The 23,812-nt window shown below is 64.4% G+C and carries 19 protein-coding genes; 13 read left to right on the forward strand and 6 right to left on the reverse strand.

The window, feature by feature from the left end; genetic code table 11:
- Positions 1-288 precede the first annotated feature (288 nt).
- Together ACO1XS_RS02685 and icd are read right to left on the reverse strand one after the other, a co-directional pair.
- Positions 289-1,044: an SDR family oxidoreductase gene (locus tag ACO1XS_RS02685; protein WP_331568036.1), complete on the reverse strand. Its 756-nt coding sequence runs from the start codon at positions 1,042-1,044 to the stop codon at positions 289-291.
- Between the two features lie 347 nt (positions 1,045-1,391).
- On the reverse strand, positions 1,392-2,648 hold the full coding sequence (gene icd / locus ACO1XS_RS02690) for an NADP-dependent isocitrate dehydrogenase (RefSeq protein ID WP_331568037.1): 1,257 nt from the start codon (positions 2,646-2,648) through the stop codon (positions 1,392-1,394).
- A gap of 369 nt (positions 2,649-3,017) precedes the next feature.
- Here icd and ACO1XS_RS02695 point away from each other — a divergent pair, with 369 nt between their 5' ends.
- The 9 genes from ACO1XS_RS02695 to ACO1XS_RS02735 all read left to right on the forward strand — a co-directional run bounded on the left by ACO1XS_RS02695 (position 3,018) and on the right by ACO1XS_RS02735 (position 14,715).
- Positions 3,018-3,587 carry a pseudouridine synthase gene (locus ACO1XS_RS02695; RefSeq protein WP_331568038.1) on the forward strand — a complete coding sequence of 190 codons (570 nt, stop codon included), beginning with the start codon at positions 3,018-3,020 and terminating at the stop codon, positions 3,585-3,587.
- 372 nt (positions 3,588-3,959) lie between these two features.
- The gene (locus ACO1XS_RS02700; RefSeq protein WP_331568039.1) at positions 3,960-4,154 is read left to right on the forward strand and encodes a hypothetical protein; all 195 of its coding nucleotides are present in this window, start codon (positions 3,960-3,962) and stop codon (positions 4,152-4,154) included.
- 184 nt (positions 4,155-4,338) lie between these two features.
- Positions 4,339-4,830 carry a DUF192 domain-containing protein gene (locus ACO1XS_RS02705; protein ID WP_414720184.1) on the forward strand — a complete coding sequence of 164 codons (492 nt, stop codon included), beginning with the start codon at positions 4,339-4,341 and terminating at the stop codon, positions 4,828-4,830.
- Positions 4,831-5,022: 192 nt separating this feature from the next.
- Entirely contained in the window at positions 5,023-7,131 is a 2,109-nt protein-coding gene (gene fusA / locus ACO1XS_RS02710; RefSeq protein WP_331568040.1) for an elongation factor G, read from the forward strand.
- A gap of 227 nt (positions 7,132-7,358) precedes the next feature.
- Positions 7,359-9,062 (forward strand): ABC transporter substrate-binding protein, encoded by a 1,704-nt coding sequence (locus ACO1XS_RS02715; protein ID WP_331568041.1) that lies wholly within the window; start codon positions 7,359-7,361, stop codon positions 9,060-9,062.
- Positions 9,063-9,089: 27 nt separating this feature from the next.
- Positions 9,090-10,100: an ABC transporter permease gene (locus tag ACO1XS_RS02720; protein WP_486389967.1), complete on the forward strand. Its 1,011-nt coding sequence runs from the start codon at positions 9,090-9,092 to the stop codon at positions 10,098-10,100.
- A complete protein-coding gene (locus ACO1XS_RS02725) occupies positions 10,097-10,978 on the forward strand; it encodes an ABC transporter permease (RefSeq protein ID WP_486389968.1) in 882 nt (293 codons plus the stop codon). Before ACO1XS_RS02720 ends, ACO1XS_RS02725 begins: the two co-directional genes overlap by 4 nt.
- Positions 10,975-13,086 (forward strand): ABC transporter ATP-binding protein, encoded by a 2,112-nt coding sequence (locus ACO1XS_RS02730; RefSeq protein WP_331568044.1) that lies wholly within the window; start codon positions 10,975-10,977, stop codon positions 13,084-13,086. The genes ACO1XS_RS02725 and ACO1XS_RS02730 overlap by 4 nt, the downstream gene beginning before the upstream one ends.
- Before the next feature lie 600 nt (positions 13,087-13,686).
- A complete protein-coding gene (locus ACO1XS_RS02735) occupies positions 13,687-14,715 on the forward strand; it encodes a hypothetical protein (RefSeq protein WP_486389969.1) in 1,029 nt (342 codons plus the stop codon).
- Positions 14,716-14,777: 62 nt separating this feature from the next.
- Here the strand turns inward: ACO1XS_RS02735 and ACO1XS_RS02740 are convergent, their stop codons facing one another.
- Positions 14,778-15,620: an aldo/keto reductase gene (locus ACO1XS_RS02740; RefSeq protein ID WP_331568046.1), complete on the reverse strand. Its 843-nt coding sequence runs from the start codon at positions 15,618-15,620 to the stop codon at positions 14,778-14,780.
- Between the two features lie 136 nt (positions 15,621-15,756).
- On the opposite strand from ACO1XS_RS02740, the gene ACO1XS_RS02745 reads away from it, so the two are divergent.
- Complete coding sequence (locus ACO1XS_RS02745) at positions 15,757-16,503, forward strand: GntR family transcriptional regulator (RefSeq protein WP_331568047.1); 747 nt, start codon at positions 15,757-15,759, stop codon at positions 16,501-16,503.
- 26 nt (positions 16,504-16,529) lie between these two features.
- Here the strand turns inward: ACO1XS_RS02745 and ACO1XS_RS02750 are convergent, their stop codons facing one another.
- Positions 16,530-17,936 carry a CoA transferase gene (locus tag ACO1XS_RS02750; protein ID WP_486389970.1) on the reverse strand — a complete coding sequence of 469 codons (1,407 nt, stop codon included), beginning with the start codon at positions 17,934-17,936 and terminating at the stop codon, positions 16,530-16,532.
- A 94-nt stretch (positions 17,937-18,030) separates the two neighbouring features.
- On the opposite strand from ACO1XS_RS02750, the gene ACO1XS_RS02755 reads away from it, so the two are divergent.
- Complete coding sequence (locus ACO1XS_RS02755) at positions 18,031-19,272, forward strand: citrate synthase family protein (RefSeq protein WP_486389971.1); 1,242 nt, start codon at positions 18,031-18,033, stop codon at positions 19,270-19,272.
- A 33-nt stretch (positions 19,273-19,305) separates the two neighbouring features.
- Here the strand turns inward: ACO1XS_RS02755 and ACO1XS_RS02760 are convergent, their stop codons facing one another.
- Positions 19,306-19,602, reverse strand: coding sequence for a DUF2917 domain-containing protein (locus tag ACO1XS_RS02760; RefSeq protein WP_331568050.1), 297 nt, complete (start codon positions 19,600-19,602; stop codon positions 19,306-19,308).
- A 159-nt stretch (positions 19,603-19,761) separates the two neighbouring features.
- On the opposite strand from ACO1XS_RS02760, the gene ACO1XS_RS02765 reads away from it, so the two are divergent.
- Both ACO1XS_RS02765 and ACO1XS_RS02770 read left to right on the forward strand, forming a co-directional pair.
- Positions 19,762-21,222, forward strand: a complete 1,461-nt coding sequence (locus tag ACO1XS_RS02765) for an aminotransferase-like domain-containing protein (RefSeq protein ID WP_331568051.1) — start codon at positions 19,762-19,764, stop codon at positions 21,220-21,222.
- Between the two features lie 214 nt (positions 21,223-21,436).
- Positions 21,437-22,702 (forward strand): EAL domain-containing protein, encoded by a 1,266-nt coding sequence (locus tag ACO1XS_RS02770; protein WP_331568052.1) that lies wholly within the window; start codon positions 21,437-21,439, stop codon positions 22,700-22,702.
- Positions 22,703-22,724: 22 nt separating this feature from the next.
- Here the strand turns inward: ACO1XS_RS02770 and ACO1XS_RS02775 are convergent, their stop codons facing one another.
- Positions 22,725-23,690: a sigma-70 family RNA polymerase sigma factor gene (locus ACO1XS_RS02775; protein ID WP_486389972.1), complete on the reverse strand. Its 966-nt coding sequence runs from the start codon at positions 23,688-23,690 to the stop codon at positions 22,725-22,727.
- Positions 23,691-23,812 lie beyond the last annotated feature (122 nt).

Consider the following 23,812-nt stretch of genomic DNA (forward strand, 5'->3'; position numbering starts at 1 on the left):
CGCCTTCCCTCGTCTTCACCCGCTGGCCCTCAACGACGCATGAACGCATTGTCGTCCCTCGATCCGCAAATTCTTTGCGCCACGTCATAAATGCGGTACGTTTCGATCGAGCGAAACGGGGATTTGAACATCCTCACAGAACAATGACCGTTCGATGAACGAAAAGAGGCGGTATCGCGCGAAAAATCCGCTGCCTTGGCCCCAAAAACGCAGGGCTTTTTCGCGCGCTGCCGATGGATGGTGTTTGCCCACCCCTGCGCGCATAGGCAACGAAGCGTATGTACCGCTTTACGCGAAGCCGCCGTTGACGCGCAACACTTGCCCATTGATCCATCGGCCTTCCGGGCCCGCCAGAAACGACACGACGTTGGCGATTTCCTCCGGCTCGCCGAGACGTTCCAACGGCGCCTGCTTCGCGATTTGTTCGATAAGCTCCGGGCTTTTGCCATGAAGGAACATCTCGGTTGCGATCGGTCCCGGTGCGACCGCGTTGACCGTGATATTGCGGCCGCGCAGTTCGTTCGCAAAGACACGCACGAGCCCTTCGACGCCGGCTTTGCTCGCGATGTACGCGCCGTATCCGGGAAAGTTTTTCGCGATCACGCTCGAAGAGAAGCCAATGAACCGGCCGCCGTCGGCCAATGCCTGCGCGGCCTGCGTCATCATCAAATACGTACCGCGCAAGTTGATCGCTATCGTCTTGTCGAAAGCATCGACATTGCCCTGCCCGATCGGCGCGACCGACATGACGCCGGCGCTGTTCACGACCACATCGACGCGGCCGAATTCGCGTTGCGCGGTCGCATAGAGTCGCTCGACATCCTCGGCTATCGAGACGTCCGCTTGCACCGCGTGGGCTCGACCGCCCGCGTCGGCAATCTGGCGCACGACTTCCGCTGCGCTCGATTCACCGCCCGCGAAGTTCACGATTACGGCAAAGCCGTCCTTTGCGAGCCGCAGCGCGACAGCCCGACCGATGCCCCGCGAGCCGCCCGTGACGATGGCAACGCCTGATGCTGGGCGATGGAAAGATTGATCTTGCATGAGTCGCTCCTGTTAGCTGATTACCGAGCGCCGCGCCCGGCATGCTTCGCATTGTTCTCGTTATTGCACATCGTATAAAGCGGGCAGGAGTGCCAGCACAGTTCAATTCCTATCAACAATGGATCGACTGGAAGCGCTTCGCCTCTTCGTCCGCATTGTCGAGACGAACAGCTTCCAAATCGTGCGTTTCGCGGCAAATTCGGGCGCGAACGACTACCCGCTGGAATTGATAATGGACGGCCGCCCGATGGCACGGCAATCAAAAACGAAAAACGCCGACAAACCATCGGGTCTATCGGCGTTCTCCTACTTCACGACTTTGGGTTCGCAGGACCTGCGACGCCCGCTTACATGTTCTCGATCAGCACCTGACCGAAGCCCGAGCACGATACCTGCGTCGCGCCTTCCATCAGGCGCGCGAAGTCATACGTGACGCGCTTTTGCAGAATCGACTTTTCCATCGAGGAGATGATGACGTCGGCCGCCTCGGTCCAGCCGAGATGGCGCAGCATCATTTCCGCCGAAAGGATTTCCGAACCCGGGTTCACGTAGTCCTTACCTGCGTACTTCGGCGCCGTGCCGTGCGTAGCTTCGAACATCGCGACCGAATCCGACAGGTTGGCGCCCGGTGCAATGCCAATCCCGCCGACCTGAGCGGCCAGCGCATCCGAAATGTAGTCGCCGTTCAGGTTCAACGTCGCGATCACGTCGTATTCGGCCGGACGCAGCAGGATCTGCTGCAAGAAGGCGTCCGCGATCACATCCTTGACGACGATGTCGTTGCCCGTCTTCGGATTCTTGAACTTCATCCACGGGCCGCCGTCGACGAGCTCCGCGCCGAACTCTTTTTGCGCCAGCGCATAGCCGTAGTCACGGAACGCGCCTTCGGTGAACTTCATGATGTTGCCCTTGTGCACGAGCGTCACCGAACGGCGATCGTTGTCGATCGCGTACTGGATCGCCTTGCGCACGAGGCGCTCCGTGCCTTCGCGCGAAACGGGCTTGATGCCGATACCCGACGTTTCCGGGAAGCGGATCTTTTTCACGCCCATTTCTTCGCGCAGGAACTTGATGACCTTCCTGGCCTGCTCCGATTCCGCCGCCCATTCGATGCCGGCGTAGATGTCTTCCGAGTTCTCGCGGAAGATGACCATGTTCGTCTTCTCGGGCTCACGCACAGGCGAAGGCACGCCCTTGAAGTACTGAACCGGCCGCAAACAGACGTACAGGTCCAGCTCCTGGCGCAACGCGACGTTCAGCGAGCGGATGCCGCCGCCGACCGGCGTCGTGAGCGGACCCTTGATCGAAACCACGTACTCCTTGAGCACTTCGAGCGATTCCTCGGGCAGCCAGACGTCCGGCCCGTACACCTTGGTCGCCTTCTCGCCCGCATAGATTTCCATCCAGTGGATCTTGCGCTTGCCACCGTATGCCTTTTCGACGGCCGCATCGACCACCTTGATCATCACCGGCGTGATGTCGAAACCCGTACCGTCACCCTCGATGTACGGAATGATCGGCTGGTCCGAAACGTTGAGCGAGTAGTCCGCGTTGACGGTGATCTTGTCACCGCCCGTCGGGACCTTGATGTGCTGATACGGCATGATCGACTCCAGGGTTGGCTGTGCAGATAAAACAAGCGGAAAACGGCAAAACCGGGGGCTCAGTCTCCACCGCGTTCGGCTCGCTGCGGATGTCTCGATGTACTTGACGAAGCCGCGCAAATACGGCTGGCTCGCTATTCTAGCCCACGTCGCAAATGCGGCGCCCGCAGCACGGAACGGCATCCACGCGCGCCGACCACGCCGCAGTTCGCCTCGGCGTTGCAACGGCGAGGGGAATAGCGTTGGCTCTGATGTCTTATATAAGACAGAAGACTTGCCGTCTCGTATTATGCATTAATATCCCGCCATTTGCCATAGACGCCGGCTCGGGGTTGCTGCCCGCGCAGCCGCCGTGCCTGCCGCCCGCCCATGCGCCTCATCGCCCTCAACAAGCCATTCGGTACCCTTTGCCAATTCTCGTCACATGAAACGCGCAGCTCGCTCGCGGATTGGGTGCGCGTACCGGACGTTTATCCGGCCGGACGGCTCGACGCCGAAAGCGAAGGACTTTTGCTGCTTACGGACGATGGCCGCCTGCAGGCACGCATTGCCGAGCCCCGTCACAAACTCGTCAAACGCTACTGGGCCCAGGTGGAAGGCGTGCCCGATGCGCACGCGCTCGCGATGCTCGCGCGCGGCGTCGATCTGGGCGACTATGTCACGCGGGCATGCCGGGTATGCGCGATCGATCCGCCCGACGCACTTTGGCCGCGCGTGCCGCCCATCCGCTTTCGGGCGGCCATCCCGACGACGTGGATCGAACTGGCGTTGACCGAAGGCAAGAATCGCCAGGTACGCCGAATGACCGCGGCCGTCGGCTTTCCAACACTGCGGCTCGTGCGGGTGGGGATCGGCGCCCTCGATCTTTTCGCGCTCGGCCTCGCGCCGGGCGAATGGCGCGACGTTCCGGCGCAAGCCCCGTGGCACGGCCTCGCATGATCCGCGGCGCCCCGCAACGCTCGTTTTCGAGCCAAGTCCCTGTTATGCCGGACTTTTTTTCCGGCGGTTCGCAAGCGGCACGGCACGAATTCCCCGTCCGAACAAGCAGAATCGACGACTCGCAATGCATGGAGTCAACCGCTTTGGCCGGTCACACGTTATTCGACGCAGATGCCGTCCGAAGCTGTCCGGCATTCGCGTGAAGGCTTGTGCTTTGCGGACTGTCCGCGGCCGCACTGGGCACCAGCGCGCAGACGCACCGGCAAGAAATTGTTCGATGCGGCTGTCAACCGAAAGGTGGATGGCACGTTTACCGACATGACTCATTGACCGGGTCATTTGGTTAATTAACTAAAGCTGAGGATTTACGACATGAACAAACTGATCGCCGCTCTGGTCGCTGGCCTGTTCGCAACGGCTGCTTTCGCACAAGCTTCGTCGACGGAAGCCGCTTCGGCTGCCGCTCCGGCTGCCGCTTCGGCTCCCGCCAAGAAGGCAACGAAGCATCACAAGAAGTCGCACAAGAAGGCTGCGAAGGCAGAAGCCGCTTCGGCCGCTTCGGAGTAAGTTTGTTGTAAAGACGCAGTCAAGAACACGCAGTTTGCCGTTCTTAACGGCGTTCGAAGGCAGGTCGCCGCAAGGTGCCTGCCTTTTTGTTTTTTATCTTTTTGTTTGCTTTTCGTTTTGCTGCGGCCTGTCGCCCTCGCGTAAGATGCGCGTGGACTGGTCAAAGACCCTAAGGAGGGGTGTCGTGGGAGTGAGCCTTCGTTCATGGATTACGCGCAGCATCGCGGTCCTCGCCATACCTGCCGCCTTGCTTGCCGGTGCGGCCGCCTTTGCGCAAGCCCTCCCAGCCGGAGCGAAGCAGCCATCGGAATTCCCGCGCGTGAAGCTGAGGGCGGGCATGTTCGTCATCGATGCCGCCGTCGCCGCCAACGATGCGGACCGCGAGCAGGGCCTCATGTACCGCACCGAACTCGCGCCGAACGAAGGCATGCTGTTCGTGTTCGGCGAAACGGCCGTGCACTGTTTCTGGATGAAGAACACGCTGATTCCGCTTTCCATCGCGTTCATGCGCGCCGACGGTACGGTTACCGATATCGACGAAATGCAGGCGGAAACCACCAACAATCATTGCCCACGCAACAATGGCGTCTATGCGCTCGAGATGAGCAAAGGCTGGTTCGCGGCCAAGGGCATCAAGCCCGGCATGAAGATACAAGGGCTGCCCCAGCCGGGCTGAGCCCGCGGCGGACGCCAGATTGGGGGCCGTGGCCGAGGCGCCGCAACCCCGCATCGGTCATCCCCATCTCCAGGGATCGCTGCAAAAGCCTTGCCGAGGCGCTATTCTTCTAGGTCTGCAATAAACGCGGCGTGCAATATCCGGGCGATGGCGCCCGGTCCGGTTGACGCGCCCACTTGCAAGGAGATCGACGTGCCCCGCAAGACTCCCATCGAGCGCTACCGAAACATCGGCATCAGCGCTCACATCGATGCCGGCAAGACCACGACCACCGAACGTATCCTGTTCTACACCGGCGTGAGCCATAAGATCGGCGAGGTTCACGAGGGCGCGGCCGTGATGGACTGGATGGAGCAGGAGCAGGAGCGCGGCATCACGATCACGTCCGCCGCGACGACCGCCTTCTGGAAAGGGATGGCCGGCAATTATCCCGAGCACCGCATCAACATCATCGACACCCCCGGGCACGTCGACTTCACGATCGAAGTCGAACGTTCGATGCGCGTGCTCGATGGCGCCTGCATGGTCTACGACTCGGTGGGCGGCGTACAGCCGCAGTCCGAAACAGTCTGGCGGCAGGCGAATAAGTACAAGGTGCCGCGCATCGCGTTCGTCAACAAGATGGATCGCGTCGGCGCCGATTTTTTTCGCGTGCAGCGCCAGATCGGCGAACGCCTGAAGGGCGTCGCGGTGCCGATCCAGATTCCGGTCGGTGCCGAAGAGCACTTCCAGGGTGTCATCGATCTCGTCAAGATGAAAGCCATCATCTGGGACGACGAAAGCCAGGGCGTCAAATTCGAGTACCGCGACATTCCGGCCGAACTGCAGGCTACGGCTGACGAGTGGCGCGAGAAAATGGTGGAAGCGGCCGCGGAGGCCAGCGAAGAGTTGTTGGAAAAGTATCTCGAAGACCACACCTCGCTGACCGAAGACGAGATCAAGGGCGGCCTGCGCAAACGCACGATCGCCAACGAGATCGTGCCGATGCTCTGCGGCAGCGCCTTCAAGAACAAGGGCGTACAGGCGATGCTCGATGCCGTCATCGACTACCTGCCCTCGCCTGTCGACGTGCCGGCTATCCTCGGGCATGACGAGGACGATCGCGAAGCCGAACGTCATCCGAGCGACGAAGAGCCGTTTTCGGCGCTCGCGTTCAAGATCATGACCGATCCGTTCGTCGGTCAACTGATTTTCTTTCGCGTCTATTCGGGCCTCGTCAATTCGGGCGACACGGTGCTCAATTCGACGAAGGGCAAGAAGGAACGCATCGGCCGGATTCTGCAGATGCATGCGAACGACCGCAAGGAAATCAAGGAGGTCTATGCCGGCGACATCGCCGCCGCGGTCGGCCTGAAAGAGGCGACGACGGGCGACACGCTATGCGATCCGACCAACCCGATCATCCTCGAACGGATGATTTTCCCGGAGCCGGTGATCTCGCAGGCCGTCGAACCGAAGACGAAGGCCGACCAGGAAAAGATGGGTATCGCCCTCAATCGCCTGGCGCAGGAGGATCCGTCGTTCCGCGTGCAGACTGACGAAGAGTCCGGCCAGACGATCATCTCCGGCATGGGCGAGCTGCACCTCGAAATTCTCGTCGACCGGATGAAGCGCGAGTTCAACGTCGAAGCGACGGTGGGCAAGCCGCAAGTGGCCTATCGCGAGACCGTACGTACCCGCATCGAGGACGTCGAGGGCAAGTTCGTCAAGCAATCGGGCGGGCGCGGCCAGTACGGTCACGTCGTCATCAAGCTCGAGCCGCAGCCGCCAGGCAAGGGCTACGAATTCGTCGATGCGATCAAGGGCGGTGTCGTGCCGCGCGAGTTCATCCCGGCCGTCGACAAAGGCATTCAGGAGACGCTGAAAAGTGGCGTCCTGGCGGGCTATCCCGTCGTCGACGTCAAGGTCACGCTGACGTTCGGCTCGTACCACGACGTCGATTCGAACGAAAACGCGTTCCGGATGGCCGGCTCGATGGCGTTCAAGGAAGCGATGCGCCGCGCAAAGCCGGTGCTGCTCGAGCCGATGATGGCCGTCGAAGTCGAGACGCCCGAGGATTTCATGGGCAATGTGATGGGCGATCTCTCGGGCCGGCGTGGCATCGTGCAGGGCATGGACGATATCGCGGGCGGGGGCGGCAAGTCGATTCGCGCCGAGGTGCCGCTCGCGGAAATGTTCGGGTATTCCACCTCGCTGCGCTCGCTCACGCAAGGACGCGCCACCTATACGATGGAGTTCAAGCACTACGCCGAGACACCGACCCAGGTGTCCGACGCCATCATCAATTCGAAGGGCAAGTAACCCGCCTCGTTCCAGCTCGTCCGACCCGCCGATGACCTGTGCATCGGCGGGTTTTCTTTTATCGGCGCCGTGACAAGCCAAGTCCACACCACGTCGACATCGGCGCACAAGTTGCGCAACGCTATCCGCAACTCGCGTTACACTGCACGCACGCTCGTCATCGCAGTACCGCTCGTCGCCGCCGCTTTCCCGCGCGCGCACTTCAAAACGAACCGGAATACGCATCGATGAAAGCCCGCCTCACCTTGCCGCACGCCCTCGAAGCCCTGCGCCGCGATGCCGGCGAACTCGGCAATCACGCCATCGACGAATACCTCGCGCAGCGCGTCACGCGGCGCGAATTGCTGCGTTACGCGAGCGTCATGGGGCTCTCCGGCATGGCGGTTGCCATCGGGGGCCTGGCGTTGCCGCAGCGGGCGCGGGCGCAAACGCCCGGCGGCGGCGCCACGATCCGCGTGGCCCATTTGACACCGGCGGGCGCGGTCGACCCGCTCACCGTTGCCGACGCCGCAGGACTCGCGCTCATCGCACAGACGGGCGAGTTCCTCGTCGACGACGAAAGCGGTGCGAGCAGCGCCGCGGCCACCCATCGAGCGCCGGGCAACGGCGGCTTGAGGCCCGCCCTCGCGTTGTCCTGGCAGCCGAACGCAAAGGGCGACGTATGGACCTTCAAATTGCGTTCGGGCGTGAAGTTCCACGACGGACAAATCCTGAGCGCCAAGGATGTCGTTGCGACGTTCGATCGGCTGGCCGACCCCGCAAGCGGCTCGGCCGCACTCTCCATGCTCAAGGGAGTCCTGTCCAAAGGCGGCACGCGCGCGGTGGACGACGAAACGGTCGCGTTTCATCTCGATGCGCCGAACGGCAACTTCCCCTACTACGTCTCGTCCGACAATTACAACGCGGTCATCCTGCCGGCGAACTACACCGGGGGATACGAGAAGACTTTCATCGGCACGGGCCCGTTCAAGCTCGACAAGTACCAGCCCAAAGTGGCTGCGTCGTTCGTTCGGAATCCTGACTATTGGGGCGACAAGGCGCTGCCGTCGCGTGTCGAGTTTTCGTTCTATGCCGACCAACAGGCCCAGATCCTCGCGTTGCTCGGGCGCCGCGCGGATGTCATGGGCGACTTCACCGTGCAAGGCGGCGCCGGCATTCTGAACAGCGGCGATTTCGACGTGCTCTCCGTGCGTTCGAGCGCACATCGTCAGATTCATATGCGTTGCGATCAGGCGCCGTTCAACGACAAGCGCGTGCGCCAGGCACTCGCGCTTTGCCTCGATCGCGATCTTTTGGTCAAGGGCCTGTTCAAGGGACGGGCCGAACTCGGCAACGATCATCCGTTCGCGCCCGTGTTTGCCTCGTCGGATACATCGGTCGCGCAGCGCAAGGTCGACTTGCAGCGAGCCAAGGCATTGCTCGCGCAAGCGGGCCATCCCAACGGCTTCGAAGCGACCCTCACGACCGAAAAATTCATGGAGATTCCCGATCTGGCCGTGGTCGTGCAAAACGCGGCACGCGCGATCGGCGTCAAGCTCAATCTCAAGATCGAAAGTCAGGGGCTCTACTACGGCTCGGGAACGTTCGGCAAATCGGACTGGCTCGATTCGACGATGGGCATCACCGATTACGGACACCGCGGTGTGCCGAATCTCTTCCTCAATGCGCCGCTCACGAGCAACGGCGCCTGGAACGCGGCGCATTTCAAGAACCCGCAGTACGATGGGCTCGTCGCAAAGTTCGTCGGTGCGCTCGATATCGCCGAGCAAAAAAGGATGGCCAAGCAGATCGAAACGCTGTTGCTGGACGAAACGCCCGTCATCATTCCGTACTTCTTCGACCAGCTCGCGGCGGTGCGCAAATCGGTCAAAGGTGTTCGCTATACCGCCATCTCGCAACTGTATTTCGATCGCGCGACGACGTCCGCCTGAACTCCAGCCACATTCGCATCGGACCGCATGGCTGCCATCGCTTCCCTCTTTCGCCACCCCCGGGCGCGCGGCAACTCGGCGCGCATCGCCTTGTTTCTGCTCGAACGTGGCGCGCTCGCGGTCATCACGCTCGCGTTGCTCTCGGCGCTCGTCTTCGCGCTCGGTCAATTGCTGCCGGGCGATATCGGGCGCGCCATTCTCGGCCCGCTTGCCGACCCTCGCGCCGTGGCGGCGCTCGATCACCAGCTCGGCGCCGATAAGCCGGTCCTGCTGCAATATGCCCACTGGATCTCGCGATTCTTACGCGGCGATATGGGTGTCTCATACGCGTTTCGCGAGCCCGTTGCGCCGTTCGTCGCGCATGCGCTCGCCAACTCGGCGAAACTCGCCGCGCTTGCGTTCGTGATCGTCGTACCGCTCGGTATCGCGAGCGGCGTCTGGGCCGCCTTGCACGAGGGACGCTGGCCCGACCGGACGCTGATGATCGTCGGTATGTCGGCCACCGTCGTGCCTGAATTCGTTTCCTCCATCGTGCTGATTCTCGTATTCGGCGTCTGGCTGCGCTGGCTGCCCACCGAAGCCGTCTATCCGCCCAACGCCAGTGCCGTCACGGCCTTGCGGCATCTGATTCTGCCGGCGCTGCCGCTCGTTTTAGTGCTGTTCGGCTATATCGCCAGGATGGCGCGTTCGGGGACAGTCGAAGCGCTCGATGCGGACTACACGCGCACCGCCGTCCTCAAGGGATTGCCGCCGCATGTCGTCGTCCTGCGCCATGTGCTGCGCAACGCGTTGCCGCCCACCGTCACGGTGGCCGCGACCCAGCTCGGCTACATGGTCGGCGGGCTCGTCGTCGTCGAAACGCTCTTCCACTATCAGGGCATCGGCTTGTTGATCTACAACGCGGCGACGGCGAAGGATTTTCCGATGCTCGAAGCGGGCGTGCTGTGCGTGGGCATCGTTTATACCTTCGCCAATCTGCTCGCCGACGCGCTGCTCGCCTCGCTCGATCCGCGCAGAAATAAGGCAGGCACGCAATGAGCACGCACACGCATCCGCCCAGCGCCGAAACGCGTGCCGATCCGCCCAGCGAGCCCCGCTTCGAGACGCTGCGCGCACTGCTGCGCTCGCCGAGCTTCATCTGCGGCGCGCTGCTCGTCGGGTTCTGGCTCGGTTGCGCGCTCCTCGGACCGTGGCTCGTGCCGCACGATCCCTATGCGTCGGACCCGCTCAATTCGCTGGCCCCGCCCGATCAGGCGCACTGGTTCGGTACCGATCAGCTCGGGCGCGACGTGTTCTCGCGGGTCATCGTCGGTGCGCGCGATATCTTCGGAATCGCGCCGCTCGCCACGCTCGTGGGTACGCTCGCGGGGACCGCGCTCGGGCTCGTTCTCGGCTATGTCGGCGGCTGGTTCGACAAGCTCGCGGGCCGCCTCATCGATGCCGTGCTCGCGTTGCCGCTCGTCGTCGTCGCATTGGCCGCGCTTGCCGCACTCGGTGCATCGAGCGCCACGGTCGTGTTCGTGATCGGCTTCACGTTCATGCCGATCACTGCGCGCACCGTCCGCACCGCGGTGCTCGCCGAGCGTCATCTCGAGTACGTCGCCGCGGCTCAATTGCGCGGCGAGCGCGCGCTCTACATCATGTTCGTCGAGATCTTGCCGAACATCCTGCCGCCGATCGTCGTGGAAGGCACGGTGCGCCTGGGCTACGCGATCTTCGCTGTCGCCACACTCTCGTTTCTGGGCTTCGGCGTCGCGCCGCCCTCCCCGGACTGGGGGCTCGCGCTCTCGGAATCGTATGCGCTGATGACCGGCGGCGCATGGTGGACCGTTGTCTTCGACGCGCTGGCCATCGCGACGCTCATCGTCGGGGTAAACCTCGCCGCCGATGGCGTGCAAGGAGCGCTCGACCGATGAGCCGGCCCACGCCCAACGATTTTCCGATCCTCGATGTGACCGCACGCGCCGATGACGACGTGCTCGCGGTCACCGGGCTGACCGTTGCGTACCGCGTACGGTCGCGCGAACGCGAGGTGCTCAGCGACGTCACGTTCCGCGTGCGCCGCGGCGAGGCCTACGGCCTCGTCGGCGAATCGGGCTGCGGCAAGTCCACGCTGGCGCTCGCGGCCATGGCCTACTTGCCGCGCAACGGTCGCATCAAGGCAGGGCGCATCGAGGTCACCGGCCGCGATCTCGCGACGCTCGATGCCGAGGCCTTGCGTAAGATGCGGGCTCACACGGTCTCGATGGTCTACCAGGATCCCTCGCGTGCGCTCAATCCGTCGCTCAGCGTGGGTCTTCAGGTGTCCGAAGCATTCGAAATGGCGTACGGCATCTCGCGCGCCGAGGGCGAAGCGCGGGCGCTCGATATGCTCGAGCGCGTGCATATCGCGGCGCCACGGCAGGTGATGCAAGCCTATGCGCATCAGTTGTCGGGCGGCATGCAGCAGCGCGTCGTGATCGCGATGGCGCTTGCCGCGAATCCGGCGCTGCTCGTGCTCGACGAACCGACGACGGGGCTCGATGCGACGGTTGAAGCCGAAGTCCTCGAGCTCGTCGCGCAGTTGCGCGACGAACTCGGCACCGCGGTGCTGTTCATCAGTCACAACCTGGCTGTGGTTGGCCGCATGTGCAGTCGCGTCGGCGTGGTCTATGCGGGGCGTCTCGTCGAAGAGGGCGCGAGTGCCGATGTATTCCGCGCACCGCATCACCCCTATACGGTCGGGCTCTTGCGCTGCCTGCCCCAACGCGCGCGAAGCAAGGATACTGAGCGTCTCGATACGATCGCGGGCAGCCCGCCTCCGCTTGGCGCCGCGATGCGCGGCTGTGCTTACGCCGAGCGTTGCCGGCTGGTGGAAGAACGCTGCCGGCAGGTCGCACCGCCTCCGCATCGGTTCAACGCACCCAACGGTGTCCAGATGGCACGCTGCCATCGGCATGAAGAGGCCCACGCATTGCCGCGCGAACGTGGGGCTTCCGACGACGATCGCGCTCATCGCGTCGAAGCGCCGCCCGGTGTTCGGGATCGCTCGCCAGTGTTGCGCGCCGCGTCCGTCTCGAAGACGTTCGTGCGCAACGGCCAGACCGTGCGCGCCGTCGACGATGTCTCGATCACGCTCGCAGCGGGAGAAACGCTCGGGCTGGTCGGCGAGTCCGGTAGCGGGAAGACCACGCTCGCAAAGCTCATCGTCGGACTCATTGCGCCAGATCCCGGCGCTATGATCGAACTCGACGGCAAGGCGTTGCCATCGCGCGTTCAACGACGTGACGACAATCAGGTGAAGTCGCTGCAAATCGTCTTCCAGAACCCCGACGCCGCGCTCAATCGGGCACACTCGGTCAAACATCTGATCGGCCGCGCACTATCGAAGCTCGCGGCACTGCGCGGCACCGCACACGATGCGCGGCTCGCCTCGCTCGTCGATGCCGTGCGCCTGCCGCGCCGATATCTCGGCTCGCGCACGCGTCAGCTATCGGGCGGGCTCAAGCAGCGCGTTGCGATCGCGCGGGCATTCGCGGGCGATCCGCGCATCGTCGTTTGCGATGAGCCGACGTCATCGCTCGATGTCTCCGTGCAGGCAGCCATCCTCAATCTGCTGGTCGATCTTCAGCGCGCACGAGGCGTGAGCTATGTGTTCATCTCTCACGACCTCAACGTCGTGCGCTACGTGTCGGACCGAATCGCCGTGCTGTATGTCGGGCGTCTCGTCGAGATCGGCGCCGCGCGCGACGTGTTCGACGGCCCCCATCACCCTTATACCGAAGCGCTTTTATCGGCAGTACCGTCACTGCCCGGCGATCCGTCCGCAGCACGGATCCCTCGCGTCCGTCTGTACGGTGAACCGCCCAGCGCTGCTGCGCGGCCCTCAGGCTGCGTGTTCCAGACACGTTGTCCACGCAAGCTCGGCGCAATATGCGAGCAACAGGACCCGCCGTTTGCGGACGCCGGAAACGGCCATTTGATTCGATGCCACATCCCCGTCTCAGAACTGCGCCTGGCGCGTCACGAACTTCAGGGCGCCTGACACGCCCGGGCATCCGGGCGATTGCCTCGTCTTCCCGCCTCTACGCCGCGCGCCGCGCTGCACGTCTTCCCTTCTTTCGCGTATCAGACGTGAAACGTTTTCGGCGCATTTCCGCGTTGGCGACGGGCAAGCTCCGAACGCTCGCCGTGTGCAGCGCGCCTTAGCGCCCGATGGCACGGTTATCGCAGTAGACCCCTCGTACATCACGCGAATTCGCGCTTTGCCGCGCGACGCTGGAACTGCCGTACTCGCGCAACTACACGCGAGATGACGGCGGCAGCGGGTCGCCGGTCGCATCGGGGGATAACCATGAAGAGCATCGTCAATATTAAGGATTCCTACACATCTGCGAAAGCGATCGGAGTCTCGCTGGCCGGAGTAATAGCACTTCTTTTGGGATCGCCCGTACAGGCGATGCCACCCGATGACGGTATAGCTCGATGGTTGCTCACCGCTGCTGCGAGCGGCGATGACAACACTGCTACATCACCCGCTTTGCAAACTTCGCCGGACACGCAGGCCGCTCAAAGCGATACGACCGATACTTCCGCAGCCGCGGATCCGTGCGCTGCGAACCCCAGCTCGGAAGCGTGTCTCAAATTGCTCAGCATCGATGTGGGCGGTACTGACAGCGGCACTACCGCGGCTGGTTCGAACAACGGCGGCTTCGCTGGCGGCAACGGCGGCGGCAGCAGCGGGGGCGGCGGGGGCAGTCGGGGAGGAGGCAGCGGCGGAGGTAGCTCGAGTGGCGGTACTGGAGGAGGCGACCACGGCAGTGGCGGCGGTACCGGCGGAGGTACGGGTGGTACGGGTGGTACGGGTGGTACGGGTGGTACGGGTGGTACGGGTGGTACGGGTGGTACGGGCGGTACGGGTGGTACGGGTGGTACGGGCGGTACGGGTGGCGGTACGGGCGGAGGAACCGGCGGTGGCACGGGCGGCGGCACCGGAGGCGGCACGGGCGGTGGCACGGGCGGTGGCACGGGCGGCGGCACGGGCGGCGGCACAGGCGGTGGCACCGGTGGTGGCGGCGACGGCGGTGGACACGGCGGTGGACACGGCGGCGGCAACGGCGGCGGCAATGGCGGCGGACACGGCGGCGGCAACGGCGGCGGTAATGGCGGCGGTAATGGCGGCGGTAATGGCGGTGGTAATGGCGGTGGACACGGCGGTGGTAACGGCGGCGGACACGGCGGTGGTAACGGCGGCGGTAACGGCGGTGGTAACGGCGGTGGTAACGGCGGCGGTAACGGCGGTGGCAACGGCGGCGGTAACGGCGGCGGTAACGGCGGCGGACACGGCGGTGGCAACGGCGGCGGCAACGGCGGCGGACACGGCGGTGGCAACGGCGGCGGACACGGCGGTGGTAACGGCGGTGGTAACGGCGGCGGTACCGGCGGTGGACACGGCGGTGGCAACGGCGGCGGACACGGCGGAGGCAACGGCGGAGGCAACGGCGGCGGTACCGGTGGCGGACACGGCGGCGGCAACGGCAGTGGCAACGGCGGTAACGGTGCCGGCAACGGCGGCGGTAACGGCAGCGGGCAAGGCAGTGGCAACGGCGGCAACGGCCACGGCAACGGTGGAGGCAACGGAAGCAACGGCGGCGGGCACGGCGGCAATCACTGATACCCACCAATCGACGCGGCGGACGCTCCGCCGCGTCGAGACGTGCGGCCTAACGGACTGCGTTACAACATCTCCAGCGCGCGCTTCGATCGCGGCGGCTTGAACCGCGCATCGATGCGCGAGCGCTCGTCGTCGGTCAGTCGAATATCGAGCGCCCGGCGATTCTCTCGCACATGCTCGATGTTCCCCGCTTTGGGAATCGCACAAACACCCGGTTGTTCGAGCACCCATGCAAGCGCGATGCTGACGGACGAGACGCCGCGCGCTTGCGCGATATCGTCGAGCACCGAGCCCTGCGGCAAGCGCATATGATCGATCGGGCTATAGGCCATCGCCGGCATCTTTCTCGCGCGCATCCATGGCAGAAGATCGAATTCGGGCCCGCGCCGCGCGACGTTATAGAGAATCTGGTTTGCGGCGCACGCGGTACCGCCCGCCGCGAAAAGCGCGTCCATTTCATCGACATCGAAATTACTCACGCCCCAATGCCGAATCTTGCCTGCAAGCCGCAGCGATTCGAAACCTTCCACCGTTTCTTCCAACGGAACGGCACCGGGCCAGTGCAGCAAATACAGGTCGAGGCGGTCCGTCTTCAGCCGTGCGAGACTCGCATCGCATGAGGCGACCACGCCGCGTCGGCTCGCGTTGTGCGGATAGACCTTGCTGACGAGAAATACCTTTTCACGCAACCCGGCGAGCGCCGCGCCCAAGAGCGTCTCGGTCGCACCGTCTCCATACATTTCCGCGGTGTCGACGACTGTCATGCCGAGTTCGATGCCTTCCCGCAACGCGGCGATTTCCGCCTCGCGCGCGGAACGCCGCTCGCCCATCTCCCATGTGCCGAGCCCCAGCTTCGCGATACGCTCGCCGTCCGGCAGCGTCACCCACGCATCGTTACGTTCCATTGCCCTCTCCCCAACGCTTTTGAAGATCAACGGGAGTGTAGCCCCGAGCCGAAAAACGTGTGCTCGCTTCGCATAACATGGCCCGCGACGCGGCGATGACATAAAATCACCGCTTGCCCCTCGCCGCGTACAGGCCATGAATGCACCCTCGGAAGACCGCTGGCGCGATCTGCGTCCGGACCCGGAAAACGATACGCCGCTTTACCTCCAGCTCGCCCGCAAGCTCGGGCAGGCCATCCACGAAAGCCGCTGGAACGCAGGCGAAGCACTGCCGTCCGAACGCGTGTTGTCCGACGCGCTTGGCGTTTCGCGCATTACCGCGCGCAAAGCCATCGCGCTGCTCGTCGAGCAAGGTCTCATTCGTCGCTCGCAAGGCGCCGGCAGCTTCATCACGCCGCGCTACGACGTACGGCTTTCGCAGTTGTCGAGCTTCAGCGAGATGCTGCGGCGCAGAGGCTTCACGCCGAGCTCGCAATGGCTCTCGCGCGATATTCAGCCCGCAAGCCGCGACGAGGTGATCCAGTTGGGGTTGTCTCCGGCGGCCGCCGTTACGCGCTTGAAACGGCTGCGTCTTGCAGATGGCATCGTCATGGCGGTCGAGAACTCGACGCTGCCGGCATCCGTCATACCTGATCCCAATGCAATCGGCGATTCGCTCTACAGCTATCTCGAACAGCGAGGTCTCGCGATCGTACGCGCGCTGCAGCACTTCCGCGCGGTCAATGCGAGCGACGAAATCGCGCGCCAAATGAGCATCGCACCGCACGACGCGCTGCTCCTCATTACTCGTATCGGCTATACGGCCGACCAGCGCGCCATCGAACTCACCGATACCTACTGCCGCAACGATTACTACGACTTCGTCGCCGAGTTGCGCAAGTAGCGCGGTAGCGCACGCAGCGCGTCACGCTACGATTCGACCCAGCACGGCTCGTCGGCGCCGATCGGATGAGGCGGCGACGCAAAGCGCGCTGGCGTGAGCGACATCGATTCAGCCGGCGCGGCCGCGAGAACCGTACCGAACGGCGATGCCATAGTCTGCATCAGGTCGCGAACATCGTCGAGACCGACATCGGGTGCACGCCATCCGCCCTCCAGCAAGCCCAACGATTGCAGCCAGCGCCCCGTTTGCGCGAGCGAGACACGCACGTGCCAGCTGCCTCCCTCGCGCGCTCGGCGCAGCAGTGCGACCATTGCCCCGAAGGCGGCCAGATAGCCCGTCGCATGATCGAGCGCTTGGCAGGGCAAGTGCTTCGGCGCCGTGCCGCCGACGGCCTCGCGCTCGGTCCAGGCAATCCCGCTCGCCGACTGAACGAGACTGTCGAAGCCCCGGCGCTGGGACCAAGGCCCCTGATGTCCGTAGGCGCTCACCGACACGTAGACGATGCCCGGGCGGATCCGTGCGAGATCCTCGGGAGCAAAGCCGCGCGCCGCGAGTGCGCCGGGCCGGTAGGCTTGCAGAAACACATCCGCGCCGGCCGCCAACTCGCGTAGCCGATCGGCGTCGGTCGGCTCGCGCAGATCGAGTAGCGCGGAGCGTTTGCCGCGGCCGTTATCGATCACGAGCGGCGCGATGTTCGGCAAATGCGGACCGTTGATCAGAAGCACCTGCGCGCCGTGCTGCGCAAGCGTGCGGCCAGCGACAGGGCCCGCGATGATGCGGCTCAGATCCAGCACGCGCGTGCCGGCGAGCGGCCGGTCGGTCACCGGGTTCGCATCGCTGCCGATCGGCATCGGCGCGGCGGGTCCGATGCGCTCGATCTCGAAGTGCGGCAGCGCGGCCACGGCGGCAGCCTGCTCGTTGTCCTGCCACTCGCGAGGCGAGCGGATCAGTGCTGCGCACAAGCCGGCGTCGGCGAGCGCACGATCGAGCTCGGCCCCCTCCCATCCACGAATCGCCGCGGCGACGGCATCGCGATCGTTCGCACAGCCGAGCACCTTCACGACGCCCAGGCGGTGATGGGGGAAGTTCGTATGCAGCTGAATCCAGCGTCCGTCCCGCGTTTCGTAAAAACCCATCAACGGATCGCGCAACTCAGGCGCGGGGCCGTCGTCGATCCGCAGATAGCGCTCGCTGCGGAACACCGCAAGGGCACGCCGCATCGAGACGTCGATGCGCTGACGCCGCCCCGTGCGCAGCGCATGGCATTCGGCGGCGGCAAGCGCCGCGGCGCCGATTGTCGCGCAGGCCAGCGTCCCCACCCGATAAACGGAGGGCAGTCCCGGATCCTGATCTTGGAAATGAATATCGCCCAATGCGTCAGGTGCACAGGCGGCCAGCGACCAAAGGTGCTCGAGTGCGAGATGCGGTGTCATGATCGGCGAGACCGGTGTTGATGGTGAAAACGAGTCTAGAATCAGCAGCCATATCGATCAATCTTGATTGCAATAATCAACGTATATTGGTGCCATGCCCACTTATCTGACCGCCACCGAAGCCGCATCGACGCTCGGCATCAGCGTGCCGACACTGTATTCCTACGTGAGCCGGGGCTTGCTCAATTCGACGCCCGACATGGACGGGAAGCGGCATGGCTACGCGGCCGACGATGTACGTCGCCTCGCACGCCGCAAGGCCGACGGCAAGCGAGCCGGCAAAGTCGCGCAAAAGGTCCTGGATTGGGGTGTTCCGGTTTTGGAATCGCGCATTACATCGATCGCGAACGGCCGGCTTTTTTATCGAGGCCACGATGCGCTGGCGTGGGCGGCAACGGCCACGCTCGAAGATACCGCTGCGCTGTTGTGGGAGTGCGAGCGCGAGTTGATCGACGCGACGCCCGATGTTCCGCTCCCGGCAACTCAGTGGAACGCGGCGCTGAAGCTGACGCGCCGGCAAGCCCCGCACCAGCGCGCGCTCGTCATGCTGCCCATCGCCGCCGCGCACCTGCCCGGCATTTGGGCACTCGATCGGCAAGGCCGCATCGAAACCGCCGGCGCATTGTTACGTGTGCTCGCGGCGGCGTTGACCGCATCGGCTCCCTCGCGCGAACCCCTGCATCGGCAACTGGCGAAAGCGTGGGGCATCACGCGCCGGCGTCCCCTCGACCTCCTGCGCGCGTCGCTCGTCGTCTGTGCGGACCACGAGCTGAACGCATCCGCGTTCACAGTGCGATGCATTGCCTCGACGGGCATGCATCTCTTCGGCGCCGTCACGGGCGGTCTGGCCGCACTCGCCGGCCCGCGTCATTGCGGAGAGACGGTACGCGTCTCAACCATGCTTGCCGAGGCCGCCCTAGCCGGAGACGTCGAGCACCATGTCATGAGCCACATGGCATACGACGATCCTCGCGCGCGCACAGTGTTGCCAGGCTTCGGCCATCCGCTGTATCCCGACGGCGACCCGCGCGCGGCGCTTTTGATGACGATGCTCGACGCCTGCACCGGTGTGCGCACCGTCGAGCGGGCGAGACTGCGCAGCATCGAGGCTGTCGTCGATGTCGCCCGCCGCACGACCGGCCTTGCGCCAACGATCGACTTCGCCCTTTCGTCGATCGAACGCGTGCTGGCGCTGCCCTCAGGCGCGGCGTTCGTACTGTTCGCGCTAGGCCGCGCCGCCGGATGGATCGCGCACGCCATGGAGCAAATCGACGACGGGCGGCTCATTCGTCCTCGTGCGCGCTACGTGGGCCCGGAGCCGTCCCCGGCTCGATAACGCGAACGGCCGCAGCACCGAGATCGCGCCACGCTATGCGGCCAGCAACCACCGCGGCCGCCAGCTACGCCGTGAACGCTCACCCGACACCCGATGGGGACCCTCGTCGGTCACCGTCATGCGCACAGTCCCGCGACTGGGCCCGACCCAGGCGCGCATGCCTGCTGCCAACGTGAACGACTGCCCCGCTTCGAGCCAATAGTCCTCACTATCGTGCTCGACGGTCAGCCAAAGCTGCCCGGACGTCACGTTGATCACGAGCGGGCGGCTGACCCGCCAGACGGTCGCGGGTTCGTGTTCTTCCATTTCGAACATACGGATTTCACGCATCGCAGCCTCCCTTTCATCAAGCATTGCCGTCACTGCATTATTGCGATAACGTCAGGGCAATCACATGCACAGTTCTGAACAGTTTTGACAAAACTGTGCAGTCGAATTACCGAACAGTCGCTGCTGCTGGACACACGGCAGGCGACAAAAGGAACGCTGATGAAGCTCGAACTCGATCGCGGTAACGGCGTGCCGCTCACGGATCAGATCGTCGCAGGCATGGAGTCGTGGATTCGGTCGGGCGAAGCGCATGCGGGTGCGAAACTACCGTCGATCCGCGCGTTCGCGGCCGAATACGGGATCAGCCGCTTTCCTGTCATCGAGGCGTATGACCGGCTCGTCTCGCTCGGCTATGTCGAGTCGCGGCACGGCTCCGGCTTTTATGTGAGCGCGCGCGGTCATGCCGCGCTCGAGCGTGGCGGTGCCTCGGATCCGCGCCGCGCCGAAGACGAATCGAACTACATCATGGAGGAGTTCCACCATCCAGGAGGGACGCTCAAGCTCGCAAGCGGCTTCATCCCCGAAGCCTGGCGCGACATGGAAGGGATCGCACAGGCGATCCGCCACGTCACGCGCACCGATCGTCTTGCGACGGTCGACTATGCCACGCCGCTCGGCAACGCCGCGCTGCGCGAACATCTGCAAGCACGGATCGCTCAGCTCGGCATTCATGCCGACGCATCGCAAGTGCTCATCACCTGCGGGGCGAGTCAGGCCGTCGATCTGCTCGTGCGCTACCTGCTGAAAGCCGGCGACACGATGTTCGTCGAGGACCCGGGTTACTACAATTTGTTCGGACTCCTCAAGTTGCACGGCGTCAACATGGTCGGTATTCCACGCACGGCTACCGGCCCCGATCTCGATACGCTGGAAAAAGAGCTCGCCCGTCATCGGCCGCGTGCGTTCTTCGTGAACTCCGTGTTCCACAATCCGACCGGCACCGTCGTCGCGCCGTCGGTCGCATTCCGGCTCCTGCAGCTGGCTCGCGAGTACGACTTCAAAATCATCGAAGACGATATCTACGCGGACTTCCAATCCAGCCCGAGCGACCGGCTCGCCGCGCTCGACCGGCTGGAGCAGGTCGTCTATATCGGCGGACTGTCGAAGACGCTTTCGTCTTCGCTGCGCATCGGCTATATCGTGGCCGATCGCGCGACCGTGAAAGACCTGGCCGACATCAAGGTGCTGACGAGTGTCGGCGGTTCGCTCTTTGCGGAGGCCGTCGCGCTCGCGATGCTCGAGCGCGGCGCGTATCACAAGTTCCTCGAGCGCTTGCGCCGGCGCATGACCGATGCGCTAGGCGCCGCGGCGCGCACGCTCGAATCGTCCGGCTGGCAGCTTTTTACCGCGCCCGTGGGCGGGAAGTTCGTCTGGGCACGCACACCCCATATCAAGGATTCACAGCGGCTCGTCGAATGCGCATCGTCGTGCGGCGTTACGGTCGCGCCGGGCAGCTACTTCCGGCCGCACGGCCAGACGAGCCCGTGGCTGCGCATCAACGCCGCCTATGCCGATGACCCGCGCGCGCAGACTTTTTTCGAGCGCGCAATGACACTCGCGTCCGATCGCGAGGCTGAAAGCGAGGCCGAGAGCGAGGCCGAGCGCGCGTCGCTGCCTTGAACGAGCGCGCCCGGCGCGACCCACGCCGGGGCATGCGCCGCACCGCGCCAGTGCAATCCGGCCGGTGCCGCGTCCCCAGCACACGCTCCAGCCGCGTACGCCGGACATTCGACATTGCGCATAGTTCTTGCTGACACATGCCGTACAGTAGAATCCATATGCTTTTGGCATCGCGCCGCCGCCCAGTGGCCCCCGTTACGCTCTCCTAAACAGCATGATCGATCTCGATCCTCCCGGCTTCCATCCGCCGCGCCCCGTCGCGGGCGATGCAGGCTCGCAGCACACAGTCGTATACGGCAGCTACACCGTATTCAGCGTGTTTCAACCGGTGTTCTCCGTCTCGCATCGGCGCGCGATCGGCTATCACGCGTCGCTGCGCGCGCACGACGAAGACGAGCGGCACGTGCCCTCGCACGAAGTGTTCACGCAGGCAGCGCGGCGAGGCGATCTGCTCGAACTCGGACGGCTCGCCGAATCGCTGCACCTGGGCAACTTCAGCGCCTTCGACTCCAATGACGAATGGCTGTTTCTCAGTCTGCATCCCGCCGCGCTGATGGATACGAGCTACGGCGACGCGATGCTCGCCGGGCTGAAAGCACTTGGCCTGCCGCCGCAGCGCGTGGTGCTCGAGGTGCCCGAGCAGGCCGGTGGCGAAACCGGTCGCTTCGCGGAGATCGTCGATTCGCTGCGCAAGTCGGGCTTTCTGATCGCACTGGGCGGCTTCGGCGCCAAACATTCGAATATCGATCGCGTCTGGCATCTGCGCCCCGACATCGTCACGCTCGATCGCGTGATCCTCGCGCAGGCGAGCGAGCATTCGCATATCGAACGCGTCTTGCCGGGACTCGTCTCGCTGCTGCACGAATCGGGGCAACTGGTTCTGATGGGCGGACTGTCGACCGAGCGCGAAGCGTTGATCGCGCTCGAATGCAACGTCGACTTCATGCAGGGCGCCTACTTCGCCGGTCCAAGCACGAAACCCGTGGACCCGCGCATCGCCGCAAGCGCGATGGATGCGCTATCGGCCGCGTTGCGCGAACGCGTCAGCGCGCGCGAGCGGTTGCAAGCCGAGCGCCTTGCACCTTATGTGGCCGCGCTCGAGCAAGCGTGCGCGCGCCTCGTCGCGGGGGAGATGCTCGAGGCAGCCACCCAGCCGCTACTCGCGTTGCCCGAAACGGCTCGCACGTTTTTGCTCGATGCGCAGGGCCGGCAAATCGGAGACAACCTCGTGCCGCTCGGGCGACGCATTTCGCGCCGTGCCAAGCGGTTCAGTCCGCTACTGCACTCGGAGGGCGCCAGCTGGGAACGCCGGCCATATTTCACGGCGGCCGTGCGCTCGCCCGGGCACGCGCACCTGACCGCACCTTATCTGTCCATCAATGAAGCGCACTTGTGCGTGACCGCATCGATTGCCGCGCAAACGGACAAGGGTTTGCAAGTGCTGTGCGTGGACATCAACTGCGAAGCGACCGGGTTCTGACGGATTGCCGTCGCCGGACGGTTCAAGCAACGGCCAGAGCAGCGAACCCCTGCCGCCGGACGGCAGCCAACAATGCTTCGACGGCATGCAGCCCGAAGGCGCGGTTCATCGCGGCGACGATCGCGCCATCGGTGCTGATTTCCACATGGCCGATCGCCATGTCCGCGAACGAAACGGTAACGAGCGCGACGATCTCGCCTTGCGCCGACAGCGCAAGGTAGCCCGCACCGTTGATCGCCAATGGATGCGCACAGACGGTGCCGCCGCAAAGCGCCCGGCTCTCCTCGACGAGCGCCATCGCCGTCGTTGCGGCCGCAGCGATCGGCGTTTCGGCGTCCGCGCGCAAAGCCTCGCGCCCATCGATCCTCAAAGTTGAGGTTGCGGTGAAAACCTGCATTGCCAGCCCCACATCGCCCGTTTCGAGCGCTTCGGACAGGCGATCGAGCGTGCCGCGCCGCGGCTCGTCGGCCCCCCTTCTCCCCGCGCGATCCGGTTCCCGATGCAGACGTTCGCGCGCGCGGTGCACGAGCTGCCGGCAATGCGCGGGCGTCTTGCCAACGACATCGGCAATGGACGCATAGTCGCAATCGAACGCCTCGTGAAGAATGAAGGCAGCCCGCTCGTCAGGTGAAAGCCGTTCGACGAGCAGCATCAATCCCGCATCGAGCGACGAAGCCTTCAACGCCGCTTCCTCCGCCGATGGCGCGAACTCGTCGCGCCACGGCTCGGCGATCCATTCGCTCTCGCGCGCGGCGCGCTCGGCAGCCAGGCGCCGCAACCGGTCGAGCGCGAGACGCGTGGCGACGGTCGTCAACCAGGCGGGCGGCGTATGCAGTGCCGCCGCATCCGCCGCCTGCCATTTGAGCCACACTTCCTGCACGACATCCTCAGCTTCCGCCCGGCTTGCGAGCATGCGGGCCACGATCGAGGTGAGCCGCGCACGCATGCGCTGGAATTCAGCGGTCTTGTCGATGGATGAATGCGTCATGAGTCCATGCTCCAGCAGTAGTGTGCGTTCTCGCGCGTGAGCGCCGTGTCCCCTATTCATTGACGATCGGCGGGGAGCAAACGTGACAACCGCCGACCCATTTTTATTCGGCGGGCGGCTGC

It is taken from the genome of Trinickia sp. (assembly GCF_057351765.1).